At 72.8% G+C, this 15,416-nt stretch carries 10 protein-coding genes; 6 read left to right on the top strand and 4 right to left on the bottom strand.

Features of this window, described 5'->3' with window-relative positions:
• The first annotated feature begins 46 nt into the window (after positions 1-46).
• From ABZ117_RS03825 to ABZ117_RS03805, 5 genes are all read left to right on the top strand, one after another.
• The gene (locus ABZ117_RS03825; RefSeq protein WP_356817067.1) at positions 47-835 is read left to right on the top strand and encodes an ATP-binding cassette domain-containing protein; all 789 of its coding nucleotides are present in this window, start codon (positions 47-49) and stop codon (positions 833-835) included.
• On the top strand, positions 832-2,124 hold the full coding sequence (locus tag ABZ117_RS03820; protein ID WP_356817065.1) for a sugar ABC transporter permease: 1,293 nt from the start codon (positions 832-834) through the stop codon (positions 2,122-2,124). The genes ABZ117_RS03825 and ABZ117_RS03820 overlap by 4 nt, the downstream gene beginning before the upstream one ends.
• 141 nt (positions 2,125-2,265) lie before the next feature.
• The gene (gene dxs / locus ABZ117_RS03815) at positions 2,266-4,194 is read left to right on the top strand and encodes a 1-deoxy-D-xylulose-5-phosphate synthase (RefSeq protein ID WP_356817063.1); all 1,929 of its coding nucleotides are present in this window, start codon (positions 2,266-2,268) and stop codon (positions 4,192-4,194) included.
• A gap of 141 nt (positions 4,195-4,335) precedes the next feature.
• Positions 4,336-5,862: an amino acid permease gene (locus ABZ117_RS03810; RefSeq protein WP_356817061.1), complete on the top strand. Its 1,527-nt coding sequence runs from the start codon at positions 4,336-4,338 to the stop codon at positions 5,860-5,862.
• Positions 5,863-5,934: 72 nt separating this feature from the next.
• Positions 5,935-7,473, top strand: a complete 1,539-nt coding sequence (locus ABZ117_RS03805; RefSeq protein ID WP_356817059.1) for a glycosyltransferase family 39 protein — start codon at positions 5,935-5,937, stop codon at positions 7,471-7,473.
• Here ABZ117_RS03805 and ABZ117_RS03800 read toward each other — a convergent pair.
• The gene (locus ABZ117_RS03800) at positions 7,394-7,786 is read right to left on the bottom strand and encodes an NTP pyrophosphohydrolase (protein ID WP_356817058.1); all 393 of its coding nucleotides are present in this window, start codon (positions 7,784-7,786) and stop codon (positions 7,394-7,396) included. The two genes, ABZ117_RS03805 and ABZ117_RS03800, sit on opposite strands and share 80 nt — an antisense overlap.
• Positions 7,787-7,858: 72 nt before the next feature.
• On the opposite strand from ABZ117_RS03800, the gene ABZ117_RS03795 reads away from it, so the two are divergent.
• Positions 7,859-8,875, top strand: a complete 1,017-nt coding sequence (locus ABZ117_RS03795) for a hypothetical protein (protein WP_356817057.1) — start codon at positions 7,859-7,861, stop codon at positions 8,873-8,875.
• A gap of 88 nt (positions 8,876-8,963) precedes the next feature.
• Here ABZ117_RS03795 and ABZ117_RS03790 read toward each other — a convergent pair whose 3' ends face one another.
• The 3 genes from ABZ117_RS03790 to ABZ117_RS03780 form a co-directional block, all read right to left on the bottom strand.
• Complete coding sequence (locus tag ABZ117_RS03790; RefSeq protein WP_356817056.1) at positions 8,964-11,093, bottom strand: 3-hydroxyacyl-CoA dehydrogenase NAD-binding domain-containing protein; 2,130 nt, start codon at positions 11,091-11,093, stop codon at positions 8,964-8,966.
• A complete protein-coding gene (locus ABZ117_RS03785; RefSeq protein WP_356817055.1) occupies positions 11,090-12,307 on the bottom strand; it encodes an acetyl-CoA C-acyltransferase in 1,218 nt (405 codons plus the stop codon). Before ABZ117_RS03785 ends, ABZ117_RS03790 begins: the two co-directional genes overlap by 4 nt.
• 1,675 nt (positions 12,308-13,982) lie before the next feature.
• A complete protein-coding gene (locus ABZ117_RS03780; protein ID WP_356817054.1) occupies positions 13,983-15,272 on the bottom strand; it encodes a ribonuclease D in 1,290 nt (429 codons plus the stop codon).
• Positions 15,273-15,416 lie beyond the last annotated feature (144 nt).

The following is a 15,416-nucleotide window of genomic DNA, read 5'->3' as shown; positions in this document are numbered from 1 at the left end:
TTCCACACTTCTGCACAACCTCCCGCCGGGTCAGGCGGCGAAGGAGATGGTTCACGTGTCCGCTACGCCCGTGCTGGCGTTGCGCGGGGTCTCCAAGCGGTTCGGTGCCGTCCAGGCGCTCACCGACGTCGAGCTTGAGGTCCACGCCGGTGAAGTGGTCGCCCTGGTGGGCGACAACGGCGCCGGAAAGTCCACGCTGGTCAAGACGATCGCCGGCGTGCATCCCATCGATGAGGGCGTCATCGAGTGGGACGGCAGAACCGTACAGATCAGCAAGCCGCACGACGCCCAGAACCTGGGCATCGCGACCGTCTACCAGGACCTCGCGCTGTGCGACAACATCGACGTCGTCGGCAACCTCTACCTGGGCCGGGAGCTGCGCAAGCGCGGCGTCCTGGACGAGGTGGAGATGGAGCGCCGCTCCCGTGAGCTGCTCACCACGCTGTCGATCCGCATCCCCAGCGTGCGCATCCCGATCGCCTCGCTCTCCGGCGGTCAGCGCCAGACCGTGGCCATCGCCCGCTCCATGCTCGGCGAGCCCAAGCTGGTCATCCTCGACGAGCCCACCGCGGCCCTCGGTGTCGAGCAGACCGCGCAGGTCCTCGACCTCGTGGAGCGGCTGCGCGAGCGCGGCCACGCCGTGATCCTCATCAGCCACAACATGGCCGATGTGAAGGCCGTGGCGGACAAGGTCGCCGTGCTGCGCCTGGGGCGCAACAACGGCGTGTTCGAGGTCAAGTCCACCTCGCAGGAAGAGATCATCTCCGCCATCACCGGTGCCACGGACAACGCCGTGACCCGCCGTGCGGCGCGCAACGGGGAGGCTCAGAAGTGAGCATCGACAAGACCTCCGCCCCTGCCGGGTCCCACACCGTGGAGAACCCGGAGGCCGCCGCCGGCTCGGACGTGGCCGTCGACCCCCGGCTGCTCGTGCGCGAGCAGGGCTTCGCGGGCTACGTCGGCGAGTTCAAGCGCAAGATCCGCGCCGGTGACCTCGGCTCGATCCCGGTCGTCGTCGGCCTGATCGTCATCTGGGCGATCTTCGCCAGCCTGAATTCCAACTTCCTCACCGCGGGCAACCTGTCCGACATCTCCGTGGCCATGGTCGGCACGGGCATGATCGCCGTCGGCATCGTCTTCGTCCTGCTGCTCGGCGAGATCGACCTGTCGGTCGGTTCGGTCAGCGGTGTCGCGGGCGCCACCTTCGCCGTCCTCAACATCACGCACGGCATGGCCGAGTGGCTGGCGCTGATCCTCGCCATCCTCACCGGCGCGGTCGCGGGCGCGATCCACGGCTTCTTCTTCGCCCGGGTCGGTGTCCCGGCCTTCGCCGTCACCCTGGCCGGCCTGCTGTTCTGGAACGGCTTCATGCTCCAGATCCTCGGCAGCAACGGCACGATCAACCTGGACGACAGCGGTCTGGTCGCCAAGCTGAGCGGCTACTACTTCAGTGACGTGGCGGCCGCCTACGGCCTCGCCGTCGTCGCCGTCGCCGTGTTCTTCCTCACCACGTTCTTCGACAACCGCCGCCGTGAGGCCGCGGGTGTGCCGTCCCGTCCGCTGAGCGAGATCATCGTCCGCACGGTGCTCCTCGCCGTGGTGGCCTTCGCCGCCGCCGCCGTCTTCAACCAGTACAAGGGCCTGCCGCTGGCCGTGGTGCTGTTCCTGGCGGTCCTGGTGATCACCGACTTCGTGCTGCGCCGCACGGCGTACGGCCGCAAGATCTTCGCGCTCGGCGGCAGCATCGAGGCGTCCCGCCGGGCCGGCATCAACGTCGCGGCGGTCCGGATCTCGGTCTACGCGATCTCCGGCACCTTCGCCGCCATCGGCGGTCTGTTCATCGCCTCCAAGATCACCTCGGCCAACCAGGGCGCCGGCGGCGGTGACCTGCTGATGAACGCGATCGCGGCGGCCGTGATCGGCGGCACGTCCCTGTTCGGCGGCCGGGGCCGGACCTGGAACGCGCTCCTCGGCGTGCTGGTGATCGTCTCGATCCAGTACGGCCTCGCCCTCCAGGGCATCGCCTCCCCGGTCCAGTACATGATCACCGGCGGCGTCCTGCTGGCCACCGTCGTCATCGACGCGGTGACCCGCAAGACCCAGAAGTCGGCCGGGCGGGCGTAACACCCCGACGATCCCCGTGCCCGGCGCCCTCGCGGCGCCGGGCACTGCCGTGTCCTACACCCGGACACCACCCGCGAAGCCGGAACATTAGACTCGACAGGCCCGGCAAAGCTCGATCAGCTCTACTGCAAGGAGGCACGGGTGCCGCTGCTGACCCGTATCACGGGACCGCGCGATCTGGACCGGCTCAGCCTGGAGGAGCTGGATCAGCTGGCAGGGGAGATCCGGACCTTCCTCGTCGACGCGGTTTCCAAGACCGGCGGCCACCTCGGCCCGAACCTCGGTGTCGTGGAGCTGACCATCGCCCTGCACCGGGTCTTCGAATCGCCGAAGGACAAGGTGCTGTGGGACACCGGCCACCAGTCCTACGTGCACAAGCTGCTCACCGGCCGGCAGGACTTCTCCCGGCTGAAGATGAAGGGCGGCCTGTCGGGCTACCCCTCGCAGGCCGAGTCCGAGCACGACGTCATCGAGAACAGCCACGCCTCCACGGTCCTCGGCTGGGCCGACGGCATCGCCAAGGCCAACCAGCTGCGCGAGCGGGACAGCCATGTCGTCGCCGTGATCGGTGACGGCGCGCTGACCGGCGGCATGGCCTGGGAGGCGCTGAACAACATCGCCGAGGCCAAGGACCGCCCGCTCGTCATCGTCGTCAACGACAACGAGCGCTCCTACGCCCCGACCATCGGCGGGCTCGCCAACCACCTGGCGACGCTGCGCACCACCGACGGCTACGAGCGCTTCCTGGCCCGGACGAAGGAGATCCTCGACCGCACCCCGGTCGTCGGACGGCCGCTGTACGAGACGCTGCACGGCGCCAAGAAGGGGCTGAAGGACTTCATCGCCCCGCAGGGCATGTTCGAGGACCTGGGCCTGAAGTACGTCGGCCCGATCGACGGGCACGACATCGAGGCCCTGGAGTCGGCCCTGGCCCGGGCCAAGCGGTTCGGCGGCCCGGTGATCGTGCACTGCCTGACCGAGAAGGGCCGCGGCTACCAGCCCGCCCTCCAGGACGAGGCCGACCGCTTCCACGCCGTCGGCAAGATCCACCCCGACACCGGGCTGCCGATCGCCTCCTCCGGCGCCGACTGGACCTCCGTGTTCGGCGAGGAGATGGTGCGGCTCGGCGAGGAGCGCGAGGACATCGTCGCGATCACCGCGGCCATGCTCCAGCCCGTCGGCCTGGACAGGTTCGCCAAGCGCTTCCCCGATCGGGTGTACGACGTCGGGATCGCCGAGCAGCACGGCGCCGTCTCCGCGGCGGGCCTCGCGCACGGCGGGCTGCACCCCGTCTTCGCCGTGTACGCCACCTTCCTCAACCGCGCCTTCGACCAGGTCCTCATGGACGTCGCCCTGCACCGGTGCGGGGTCACCTTCGTGCTCGACCGGGCCGGTGTCACGGGCACCGACGGCGCCTCGCACAACGGCATGTGGGACATGTCCCTCCTCCAGGTCGTGCCGGGGCTGCGGCTCGCCGCGCCGCGCGACGCCGACCAGGTCCGCGCCCAGCTGCGCGAGGCCGTCGCCGTCGAGGACGCGCCGACCGTGGTGCGCTTCTCCAAGGGCGCCGTCGGCCCCGCCGTACCGGCCGTGGGCCGGGTCGGCGGCATGGACGTGCTCCGCGAGCCCGGCACCGACGGCCCGGACGTGCTGCTGGTCTCCGTGGGCGCCCTCGCCCCGATGTGCCTGGAGATCGCCGCCCTGCTGGACCGGCAGGGGATCTCCACCACCGTGGTCGACCCGCGCTGGGTCAAGCCCGTCGACGAGGCCATGGCCCCGCTGGCCGAGCGGCACCGGGTCGTCGTCACCGTCGAGGACAACAGCCGCGTCGGCGGTGTCGGATCCACGATCGCCCAGGCGCTGCGCGACGCGGGCGTGGACGTGCCGCTGCGCGACTTCGGCATCCCGCCGCGCTTCCTCGACCACGCCTCCCGCGCCGAGGTGCTCACCGAGATCGGACTGACCGCGCCCGACATCGCCCGCCAGGTCACCGGGCTGGTCTCCAAGCTCGACGGCCGGTTCGACCGCGCGGCCGACGCGGTGGACTCCGTGGAACCCGCGCGCGACTAGAACCGCACGCTCCGGGCGCCGGCTCCGCCACTCCAGGTGGCGGAGCCGGCGTTTTTGCGTGAACCTGCCTGTGCCGGGGCATACGCGTCCCCGGCCCTCTCGAATCATGTCGAGGACGACAAGCGCGTGGGAGGTAGGCCCGTGAGCAGTACCCTCTTCCGGACGAAGAAGGTCGAGCAGTCCATCCTCGACACCGAGGAACCGGAGCACGCGCTCAAGAAGTCCCTGTCCGCGCTGGACCTGACCGTGTTCGGTGTCGGTGTGATCATCGGCACCGGCATCTTCGTCTACACCGGCTCGGTCGCCAAGACGACCGCGGGCCCCGCGATCTCCCTGTCGTTCGTCGCCGCGGGCGTCGCCTGCGCCCTCGCCGCCCTGTGCTACGCCGAGTTCGCCTCCAGCGTCCCGGTGGCGGGGTCCGCGTACACCTTCTCGTACGCCTCGATCGGCGAGCTGCCCGCCTGGATCATCGGCTGGGACCTGGTCCTGGAGTTCGCACTGGGCACGGCGGTGGTCGCCGTCGGCTGGTCGGGCTACTTCCGGTCGTTCCTCGGCAACAACATCGGCTGGCACGTCCCCGCCGTACTCGGCGGACGCGACGGCGCCCAGGGCTTCGGGTTCGACATCTTCGCCGCCCTGCTGGTGCTGGCGCTCACGGCCGTCCTCGTCGTCGGCATGAAGCTGTCCGCGCGCGTCACCCAGGTGGTCGTGGCGGTCAAGGTGACCGTCGTGCTCATCGTCATCATCGCGGGCGCGTTCATCGTCAACACGGCCCACTACCACCCGTACATCCCCCCGGCGCAGCCCGCGGAGGCCGGCGGCAACCTCAAGGCCCCGCTGGTCCAGCTGATGTTCGGCTGGGCACCGTCCAACTTCGGTGTGATGGGCATCTTCACCGGCGCCTCGATCGTGTTCTTCGCCTTCATCGGCTTCGACGTGGTGGCCACGGCCGCCGAGGAGACCCGCAACCCGCAGCGCGACATGCCCCGCGGCATCATCGGCTCCCTCATCATCTGCACACTGCTCTACGTCGCGGTGTCGATCGTCGTCACCGGCATGGAGAAGTACACGAAGCTGTCCGTGGAGGCCCCGCTCGCGGAGGCCTTCAAAGCCACGGGGCACCCCTGGTTCGCGGGCGTGATCAGCTTCGGCGCCACCATCGGCCTCATCACCGTCTGCATGATCCTGCTGCTCGGCCAGACCCGGGTGTTCTTCGCGATGAGCCGCGACGGGCTGCTGCCGCGGTTCTTCTCGCGCACCCACCCGCGCTTCCGCACGCCGTACCGGCCGACGATCCTGCTCGGCGTCATCATCGCCGTGGTCGCGGGCTTCACCAGCCTGCAAACCCTCGGCGAACTGGTCAACATCGGCACGCTGTTCGCGTTCGTCGTCGTCGCGATCAGCGTCGTCATCCTCCGCCGGACCCGCCCCGACCTGCCCCGCGCGTTCCGCACCCCGTGGGTGCCGGTCATCCCGATCCTGTCGGTGTGCGCCTCGCTGTGGCTGATGCTGAACCTGCCCGCCGAGACATGGCTGCGCTTCGCGATCTGGATGCTCATCGGTTTCGTCGTCTACTTCCTCTACGGCCGCTCGCACAGCCGCCTCGGCCGGCGGGAGAGCGTCACGGCCGGCCGGGCCGCACCGCCGCCGAGCGGGGACACCGCCTGACCGGACGCGTTCCGGCACCGGCCCCGTATGTCCGCCACGGCGCGGACCGCGGGGCCGGATAGCGTGCTGACCATGCTCGCCGCCCCGCTCGCCCCCGTACGGACCGCGGTCACCCGGACGGCGTACTGGCCGCGGCTGCTGCCCCTCCTGGCGGCCCTGGCCTGCGTCACCCGGATCCCGTCCTTCCTCCGGCCGCTGTGGAACCCCGACGAGGGCTATCTCGCCGTACAGGCCGGGCTGCTGCTCCAGGGCGGCCGGCTGTACGACACGGTGGTGGACCGCAAACCGCCGCTGCTGCCCTGGCTGTACCAGGCCGCGTTCGCGGTCTGCGGGTCCGGCTCCCTGGCCCCGCTGCGGGTGCTCGCCGTCCTCGCCCAGCTGCTCACCGCCGTGACGCTGGCCTCCCTCGCCCGCCGCCGCTGGGGCGACCGCGCGGGCCGCACCGCCGGAGTGCTGTACCTGCTGGTCTCCGTCGGCCTCAACCCCGAGGACGCACAGGCCGCCACCTTCGAGGTGTTCATGCTGCCCGCCACCGCCGCGGCCCTGTGGTGCGCCGACCGGGGGCGCTGGGGCGCGGCCGGGACCGCCGTCGCCGCCGCGTTCCTGACCAAGCAGACCGGCGGCGCGGTCCTGCTGCCGGTGGCCTGGCTGCTGCACAGCCGGGGCGCCCCGCGCGCGGACGTGGCACGGCTCGCGGCCGGCTGCGTGGTGCCGGTGACCGTCGCGGCGCTGCTCACCGGCCCGGCCGGCTTCCTGTTCTGGACGGTGACCGGTTCCGCCGCGTACGCCTCCCTCACCGGCTCCGGACTGCACGTCCTGGCCCGCGCGTCGGCCAACACCGCCCTCCTGGCCGGGGCGTCGGCGGGCCTGCTCCCGCCCGTCGTACGGGCCGTGCGCGCCGCCCGCTCGCCGGCGCCCGAGCTGTGGCTGTGGCTGGCATCCTCGGCCGCCGCCGTCACCCTCGGCTTCCACTTCTTCGGCCACTACTACCTCCAGCTCACCCCGCCGCTGGCCCTCCTGGCGACCGCCGCGCTCCAGGCCCCGCCCCGGGACCGGCACCGGGCCGCCGTCCGGATCTCCGCCTGCTGCTGCGCCCTGTTCTTGGCCTGGGGCCTGCTCGCCCCGCGCCCCGAACTCCGGCACGCCGAACGGCTCGCGGCGGCCCTCGCCCACCGCACCGGGCCCGCCGACCGGGTCCTCGTGTGGGGCATACATCCGGAGACGTACTGGCTGGCCGGCCGCACCCCCGCCACCCGCTACCTCACCGCGGGCCTGCTCACCAACTACAGCGGTGGCCGCGACGGCCTCCGGGTCGGCGAGGAGTACGCCGTCGCCGGCACCTGGCCGGTCTTCCGCCGGGAGCTGGCCGCACACGCCCCGGCGCTGGTCGTGGACGACTCCCGGGGCGGGCCGTACGCTCCCGACCGCGTCCCCACCCTGCGGCGGCTGCTGGCCGCGGGGTACACGCGGGCGGGCCGGGTGGACGGCGCGCTGCTGTACGCCCCGGTACCGGGGGCACAGCGGGCGCGGCTCAGCCCAGGACCGTACGCGGACCGGCCACCTCCGCGCCCAGCTCCGCAACCCGGCGCCGCAGCTCACGATCGGCGGTGATCACCAGGCGGGCCCGGCCGGCGCTCGCGGCGGCCAGCTCCACGATCCGGTCGTCGCCGCTGCCCGGGGCCGCCTCCACCCGCACACCCGGCACCGACGTCACCCCACGGGCCGCGCCCTCGACCACGAGCACGATCTCCACCGGTTCCGCACGCCCGGGCAGGCCCTGGTCCGCCAGCCGGTCCCGCAGCCGCTCGGCCGCCCCCTTACGGTCGCGCCACCAGCCGTCGGGCCGCGAACCCACGACGTTCGCGCCGTCCACGATCACCAGCAGCGGGACCGGGGGAGACGGGGTGTCCAGGGGCTCGGTCATGCGGCAAGGGTGCCACGGCGGCGGGCGGGGGCCGGGCCCCGGGGCCGCTGCCGAGCGGCATAAAGTGAACCGGTGAACGGCGACTGGCTCCTCCGCGGCCGAGACGGCCGGCTCAGTGTCTACCAGCTGTCGGGCGACGCCGTCCTGTGCCGGGCGGAGCGCGGCCCCGGCGGCCCCTGGTCCGCCCCGCGCCGGGTGGGCGGCGACCAGCGGCTGCACCCCGTCCTCGCGGTCGGCCAGGGCGCCGACGGCTACGCCCACCTGGTCTCCTGGCGGCCCACCGGCAAGGGCGAGTCCGGGCTCGTGCACTCCACGCACTTCCGCCCGCACCTGGCCGCCCTGGACTGGAACCCGGTCGGCCACCCGCACAAGAAGGGCGGCCGGACCGGCACCCCCGCGGCCGCCGTCGACGCCCAGGGCCGCGCCCATCTCTTCGTGCCCGACGGCGACGGCGGGGTGAGCCTGCTCGCACAGAAGGAGAAGGGCGGCTGGGAACCCTGGCGGGACCTGAAGGGCGACGAGGTGACCGACGGACTGGCCGCGGTCACGGGGGAGTCCGGCAGGGTCGAGCTGTACGCGGCGGTGCCGCAGGGTCTGCTGCACTGGCGCCAGGAGGAGCCGGGCGCCCAGCCCGTGCTCCGGGAGACCCTCAAGACCCTGGTCCGCCCGGGTACCCTGCGCGCCCTCGCCACCTCACCCGAGCGGACGACCGTCTTCTACACCGACACCTCCGGCGACCTGTGCGCCTGGCGTCCCGGCGACGAGCCGGCCACCCTCCTGCCGGCGGCGGGCCCCGGCCCGGTCGCGGCGGTCCGCTGCGCGCTGGACGGCTACGACTGCACCCTGCTGGCCCAGCGGTCGGCGAGCGGACGCGTCGCCTTCGCCGCGTATCCGACCGAGGTGGAGCCGGCGGGCGCCTGGTGGACCGAGTCGGGCCCGCAGTTGCCCCTGGACGCGCTGGTGTGCCTCGCCACGGACGAGGAGGACCGGGTGGTGGCGGCGACGTGGTCCCCGTCGACCGGGCGGCTCCTGCTGACCCGGCGCAAGGACGAGCCGGGGCTCGCGCTGGAGGCGTGGCAGGAGGCGTGATCCCGACCGGCGGGCAACGGCCGGGGAAACGCCGGATGCCCGCACTCTCGGAGGAGCGCGGGCACCCGGTGTCCGACCGGAACAGGCGTTACGCGGGCACGCTCGCCACGCCCGGCGCCAGGAACTTCTTGCCGTTCACGCGCTCCGAGACACCCTCACGGTCCAGGTACGGCGTGACGCCGCCCAGGTGGAAGGGCCAGCCGGCGCCCGTGATCAGGCACAGGTCGATGTCCTGGGCCTCGGCGACGACGCCCTCGTCGAGCATGAGCCCGATCTCCTGCGCCACCGCGTCCAGCACCCGGGCCCGCACCTGCTCCTCGGTGAGGACGGTGTCGCCCTGCTTCAGCAGCGCGGCGACCTCGGGGTCCAGCTCCGGCTTGCCGCTGTCGTAGACGTAGAAGCCGCGCTTGCCGGCCTCGACGACCGCCTTCAGGTTCGGGGAGACGGTGAAGCGGTCCGGGAAGGCCCGGTTGAGGGTCTGCGAGACGTGCAGGCCGATCGCGGGACCGACCAGCTCCAGCAGCACCAGCGGGGACATCGGCAGACCGAGCGGCTCGACGGCCTTCTCGGCGACCTCGACCGGGGTGCCCTCGTCGATGACGTTCTGGATCTCGCCCATGAAGCGGGTCAGGATGCGGTTCACGACGAACGCCGGGGCGTCCTTGACCAGAACCGCCGTCTTCTTCAGCTTCTTGGCCACCGCGAAGGCGGTCGCCAGCGAGGCGTCGTCCGTCTGCTCGCCGCGGACGATCTCCAGCAGCGGCAGGACCGCGACCGGGTTGAAGAAGTGGAAGCCGACGACCCGCTCGGGGTTCTTGAGCTTCGACGCCATCTCCGTCACCGACAGGGACGAGGTGTTGGTGGCGAGGATCGCGTGCGCCGGGGCGACCGCCTCGACCTCCGCGAACACCTGCTGCTTGACCCCGATCTCCTCGAACACGGCCTCGATGACGAAGTCCGCGTCCGCGAAGCCCTCGGCCTTGTCCAGCACACCGGTGACCAGGGCCTTGAGGCGGTTGGCCTTGTCCTGGTTGACGCGGCCCTTGCCGAGCAGCTTGTCGATCTCGGCGTGGACGTAGCCCACACCCTTGTCGACGCGCTCCTGGTCGATGTCGGTCAGGACGACCGGCACCTCCAGGCGGCGCAGGAACAGCAGGGCGAGCTGGGAGGCCATCAGACCGGCGCCGACGACACCGACCTTGGTGACCGGGCGCGCCAGGCTCTTGTCCGGGGCGCCGGCGGGACGCTTGCCGCGCTTCTGCACGAGGTTGAACGCGTAGATGCCCGAGCGGAGTTCACCGCCCATGATCAGGTCGGCGAGGGCCTGGTCCTCGGCGTCGTAACCCTGCTGGAGGTCGCCGTTCTTGGCGGCGGCGATGATGTCCAGGGCGCGGTAGGCGGCCGGGGCCGCGCCGTGCACCTTGGAGTCGGCGATGAACCGGCCGCGCGCGACCGCCTGGTCCCAGGCCTCGCCGCGGTCGATCGCCGGGCGCTCGACCGTGACATCGCCCTTGAGGACCTGGGCGGTCCACAGCAGCGACTGCTCCAGGAAGTCGGCGCCCTCGAACAGGGCGTCGGCGATGCCCAGTTCGAAGACCTGCGCGCCCTTGAGCTGCTTGTTCTGGTTGAGCGAGTTCTCGATGACGACCGAGACGGCCTTGTCGGCGCCGATCAGGTTGGGCAGCAGCGTGCAGCCGCCCCAGCCGGGGACCAGGCCGAGGAAGACCTCGGGCAGGGAGAACGCCGGGATCGCCTTGGAGACGGTGCGGTAGGTGCAGTGCAGGCCGACCTCGACACCGCCGCCCATCGCCGCGCCGTTGTAGTAGGCGAACGTCGGGACGGCCAGCTTCGACAGGCGCTTGAAGACCTCGTGGCCGCCCTTGCCGATGGCGAGCGCGTGCTCGTGCTCCTTCAGCAGCTCGACGCCCTTGAGGTCGGCGCCGACCGCGAAGATGAACGGCTTGCCGGTGATGCCGGCGCCGACGATCTCGCCGTCGGCGGCCTCCTTCTCCACCTGGTCGATCGCGGTGTCCAGGTTCGCGAGCGAGGCGGGGCCGAAGGTGGTCGGCTTGGTGTGGTCCAGGCCGTTGTCCAGCGTGATCAGCGCGAAGCGGCCGGCGCCGAACGGCAGGTCGAAGTGGCGCACGTGCGCGCTGGTGACGACCTCGTCGGGAAACAGCTCCGAAGCCTGCTTCAGAAGCTCGGTGGTGGTGCTCACTTGTCCCCCTCGAAGTGCGGGTTCTCCCAGACGACCGTCGCGCCCATGCCGAAGCCGACGCACATGGTGGTCAGGCCGTAGCGGACGTGCGGCTGCTCCTCGAACTGGCGGGCCAGCTGCGTCATCAGACGGACGCCGGAGGAGGCCAGCGGGTGGCCGTAGGCGATGGCGCCGCCGTACTGGTTGACGCGCTCGTCGTCGTCCGCGATGCCGTAGTGGTCGAGGAAGGCCAGGACCTGGATGGCGAAGGCCTCGTTGATCTCGAACAGGCCGATGTCGGAGATGGACAGGCCCGCCTTGGCGAGGGCCTTCTCCGTGGCCGGGATCGGGCCGTAGCCCATGACCTCCGGCTCGACGCCCGCGAAGGCGTACGAGACGAGGCGCATCTTCACCGGGAGGTTGTTCTCGCGGGCGAAGTCCTCGCTCGCGATGATCGACGCGGTGGCGCCGTCGTTCAGACCGGCCGCGTTACCGGCGGTGACCCGGCCGTGCACACGGAACGGCGTCTTCAGGCCCGCCAGGTTCTCCAGCGTGGTGCCCGGGCGCATCGGCTCGTCGGCGGTGACCAGGCCCCAGCCCGTCTCGCCGCCCTCGGGGCTGGTCCGGCGCACCGAGATCGGCACCAGGTCCTGCTGGATCTTGCCGTTGGCGTACGCCTTGGCGGCCTTCTCCTGCGAGCGCACCGCGTACTCGTCGGTGCGCAGCTTGGTGATGTGCGGGTAGCGGTCGTGCAGGTTCTCCGCGGTCATGCCCATGAACAGGGCCGACTCGTCGACCAGCTTCTCGGAGACGAACCGCGGGTTCGGGTCCACGCCCTCGCCCATCGGGTGGCGGCCCATGTGCTCGACGCCACCGGCGATGACGGCGTCGTAGGCACCGAAGGCGATCGAACCGGCGGTGGTGGTCACGGCGGTCAGGGCGCCGGCGCACATGCGGTCGATCGAGTAACCGGGGACGGACTGCGGCAGGCCCGCGAGGATGCCGGCGGTGCGGCCGAGGGTCAGGCCCTGGTCACCGATCTGCGTGGTCGCGGCGATGGCGACCTCGTCGATCTTCTTCGGGTCCAGACCGGGGTTGCGGCGCAGCAGCTCCCGGATCGCCTTCACGACGAGGTCGTCGGCCCGGGTCTCGTGGTAGATGCCCTTCGGGCCCGCCTTGCCGAACGGGGTGCGGACGCCGTCGACGAAGACGACATCCCTGACGGTACGAGGCACGATTGGCTCTCCTCCAGGGTGCGGGATGGCACTGCTGCGATGCGCTGAGCGCGCGCTCAGAACCCATGCTACTTATGAGTAACGTAGCTGCACAGTCCTGCCGGTCCAAGCGGTGAACGTCACACCCGCCGACCGTCCCGGCCGCCGCCACGCGTCCCAGGATCTTGGCGCGATCTCGACGTTCACCCGGGCTTCTCGCCGCCCGTGCTCCTTCGGAGGAGCACGGGCGGCGACGCGCCGGGGCCCGCGGAGGAGCACGGGCAGCCGCGCGACCGGGACCACCCGACGCCCACCGCGGCACGACAGACGCCGCGGCGGTGACCGAGGCCGCCGCCGCGGACGTGCGGGGCCCGCGACTCGGCGAGACGGGAGGACCCCTCTGGGCCGCGGACGTGCGGGTGCAGTCCTGGCGCGTTCCGGAGGACGGCTCCTGGGCGGCGGAAGGGCGTGCACGACTGGCCTCCGCGCGGCCCCTGAGCCCCGGACGTGCGAGCGTCGGCTCGCGGCACGGCGGATCTGGCGGACAGCCCCTTGGGCCGTGGACGTGCGGGCGGCCGCCGGTCCCTGCGCGTTCGGTGGACGTCCTCTGGGCCGCAGATGTGCGTGGGGGACCCGTGCGGTCCAGCGCGTTCCGGCGTACGGCGTCCGGATCGCGGACCTGCGTGCGAAACCCGCGGCCCCCGCGCCTTACGGCGGACGGTCTCTGGGCCGTGGACGTGCGGGCGGGCCCCGGCCCCCGCGAGTTTCTGAGGACAGGCCCTTGGGCCGCGGACGTTCGGGCGGGCCTCGCGACCCCCGCGCCTTCCGGGGGAGGGCCTCTGAGCCGCGGACGGGCGTGCGGCCCCTGGCCCCCCGCGCGTTCCGGAGGACGGCCCGTGAGCTGCGGATGTGCGTGCGGGGCTCGCGGCGGGGCCGATCCGGGGGACAGCCCCTTGGGCCGCGGACGTGCGGGCGGCCCCCAGCTGCCCCCGCGCGTTCCGGTAGACGTCCTCTGGGGCGCGCCTGCGTGCGGGACCCGCGCCCCCCGCGCCTTACGGCGCACGGTCTCTGGGCCGTGGATGTGCGGGCGGACCCCGGCCCCCGCGAGTTTCTGAGGACAGGCCCTTGGGCCGCGGACGTGCGGGCGGGCCTCGCGACCCCCGCGCCTTCCGGGGAAGGGCCTCTGAGCCGCGGACGGGCGTGCGGCCCCTGGCCCCCCGCGAGTTCCGGAGGACGGCCCGTGAGCTGCGGACGGGCGCGGTGGATCCGGGGGCAGCCCCTTGGGCCGCGGACGTGCGGGCGGCCCCCAGCTGCCCCCGCGCGTTCCGGTGGACGTCCTCTGGGCCGCGCCTGCGTGCAGGACCCGCGCCCCCCGTGCCTTCCGGCGAGCGGCGTCTGGGCCGCGGACGTGCGGGCGGGCCCCCGGCCCCCCGCGCGTTGGGAGGGCGGCCCCTGAGCCGTGGACGTGCGGGCGGGCTCGCGACCCGGCGGACAGCCCCTTGGGCCGCGGACGTGCGGGCGGGCCCCGACCCCCGCGCCTTCCGGCGGGCAGCCCCTCGGCCGTGGACGTGTGGGCGGCCCCGGCCCCCGCGCGCTCCGGCGGATATCCGCCGGGGACCGGGCGGGCGGGCGGCACCCCCGGTTCCGCCGGGGACCGGGCGGGCGGCGGCACCCCCGGTTCCGGCGGGCGGGGGTCCTACGTGTTCTGGGGTGACAGGGCGTCCACCAGTGCCGGTGTCACCAGCTCGACCTGCCACGGGCGGGCGCCGTATCCGGCCAGCGCGGTCGCCACCGACGTGGCGTCCACGGTCTGCGGCGGCTCCCAGCAGATCCGCCGCACGGTGTCCGGGGAGATCACGTTCTCCTGCGGCATCGTGACCCGCTCGGCCAGCGCGGACACCGCCGCCCGCGCCGCGGACAGCCGGGCCGCGGCGACCGGGTCCTTGTCGGCCCACGCCCGGGGCGGCGGCGGGCCGGTCACCGGCTGGCCCGGCTGCGGCAGCGCGCTCTCCGGCAGGGCCTTGGCCCGGTCCACGGCCGCCTGCCACTGCTCCAGCTGCCGGCGGCCCGTCCGGTGCCCGAACCCGTTCAGCGCGGCGAGCGCGTGGACGTTGGCCGGCACGGCGAGCGCCGCCTCGACGATGGCCGCGTCGCTCAGCACCTTGCCCGGTGACACATCGCGCCGCTGCGCGATCCGGTCCCGGGTCTCCCACAGCTCCCGTACGACGGCCAGCTGCCGGCGCCGGCGCACCTTGTGCATGCCGGACGTGCGGCGCCAGGGGTCCTTGCGGGGCTCGGCCGGCGGCGCGGCGGCGATGGCGTCGAACTCCTGGTGCGCCCAGTCCAGCTTGCCCTGCCGGTCCAGTTCCTTCTCCAGGGCGTCGCGCAGGTCGACGAGCAGCTCCACGTCCAGCGCGGCGTACCGCAGCCAGGGCTCGGGCAGCGGCCGGGTCGACCAGTCGACGGCGGAGTGGCCCTTCTCCAGGACGTACCCGAGGACGCCCTCGACCATCGCGCCGAGGCCGACCCGGGGGAACCCGGCGAGCCGGCCGGCCAGCTCGGTGTCGAACAGGCGGGTCGGCACCATGCCTATCTCGCGCAGGCAGGGCAGGTCCTGGGTGGCCGCGTGCAGCACCCACTCGACGCCGGACAGGGCCTCGCCGAGGCCGGACAGGTCCGGACAGGCGACGGGGTCGATCAGCGCGCTGCCGGCGCCCTCGCGGCGCAGCTGCACCAGGTAGGCGCGCTGTCCGTAGCGGTAGCCGGAGGCGCGCTCGGCGTCCACGGCGACCGGCCCGGAGCCGGCGGCGAAGGCGGCGGTCACCTCGGCGAGGGCGGCCTCGTCGGTGATCACGGGCGGAATGCCCTCGCGGGGTTCGAGCAGTGGGGTCGGCGCCTCCGTCACAGAAGATCCGGCGTCGTCCGGAGGCGTGACTCCGGTGATGCGCAGGGAGCCGTCTGCTGCGGTGTCTTGGGCGTCGGTCACCTGTCAAGGGTATCCGTGTGTGGACGGCGCCCGTCGACGGAACGTTCCGCCGACGGACGCTGAAGGGGCGTAAACCAGTCACCCTGGGGCGGCACGGGGTTCGCCAGGGTGAACGGTGATTGCTCCGGAGGGGGTATCCGGAGG

Origin of the sequence: Streptomyces sp. NPDC006309 (genome assembly GCF_040613095.1) — a bacterium.
Taxonomy (GTDB): Bacteria; Actinomycetota; Actinomycetes; order Streptomycetales; family Streptomycetaceae; genus Streptomyces.
This window is presented reverse-complemented; position numbering and strand designations above follow the sequence as displayed.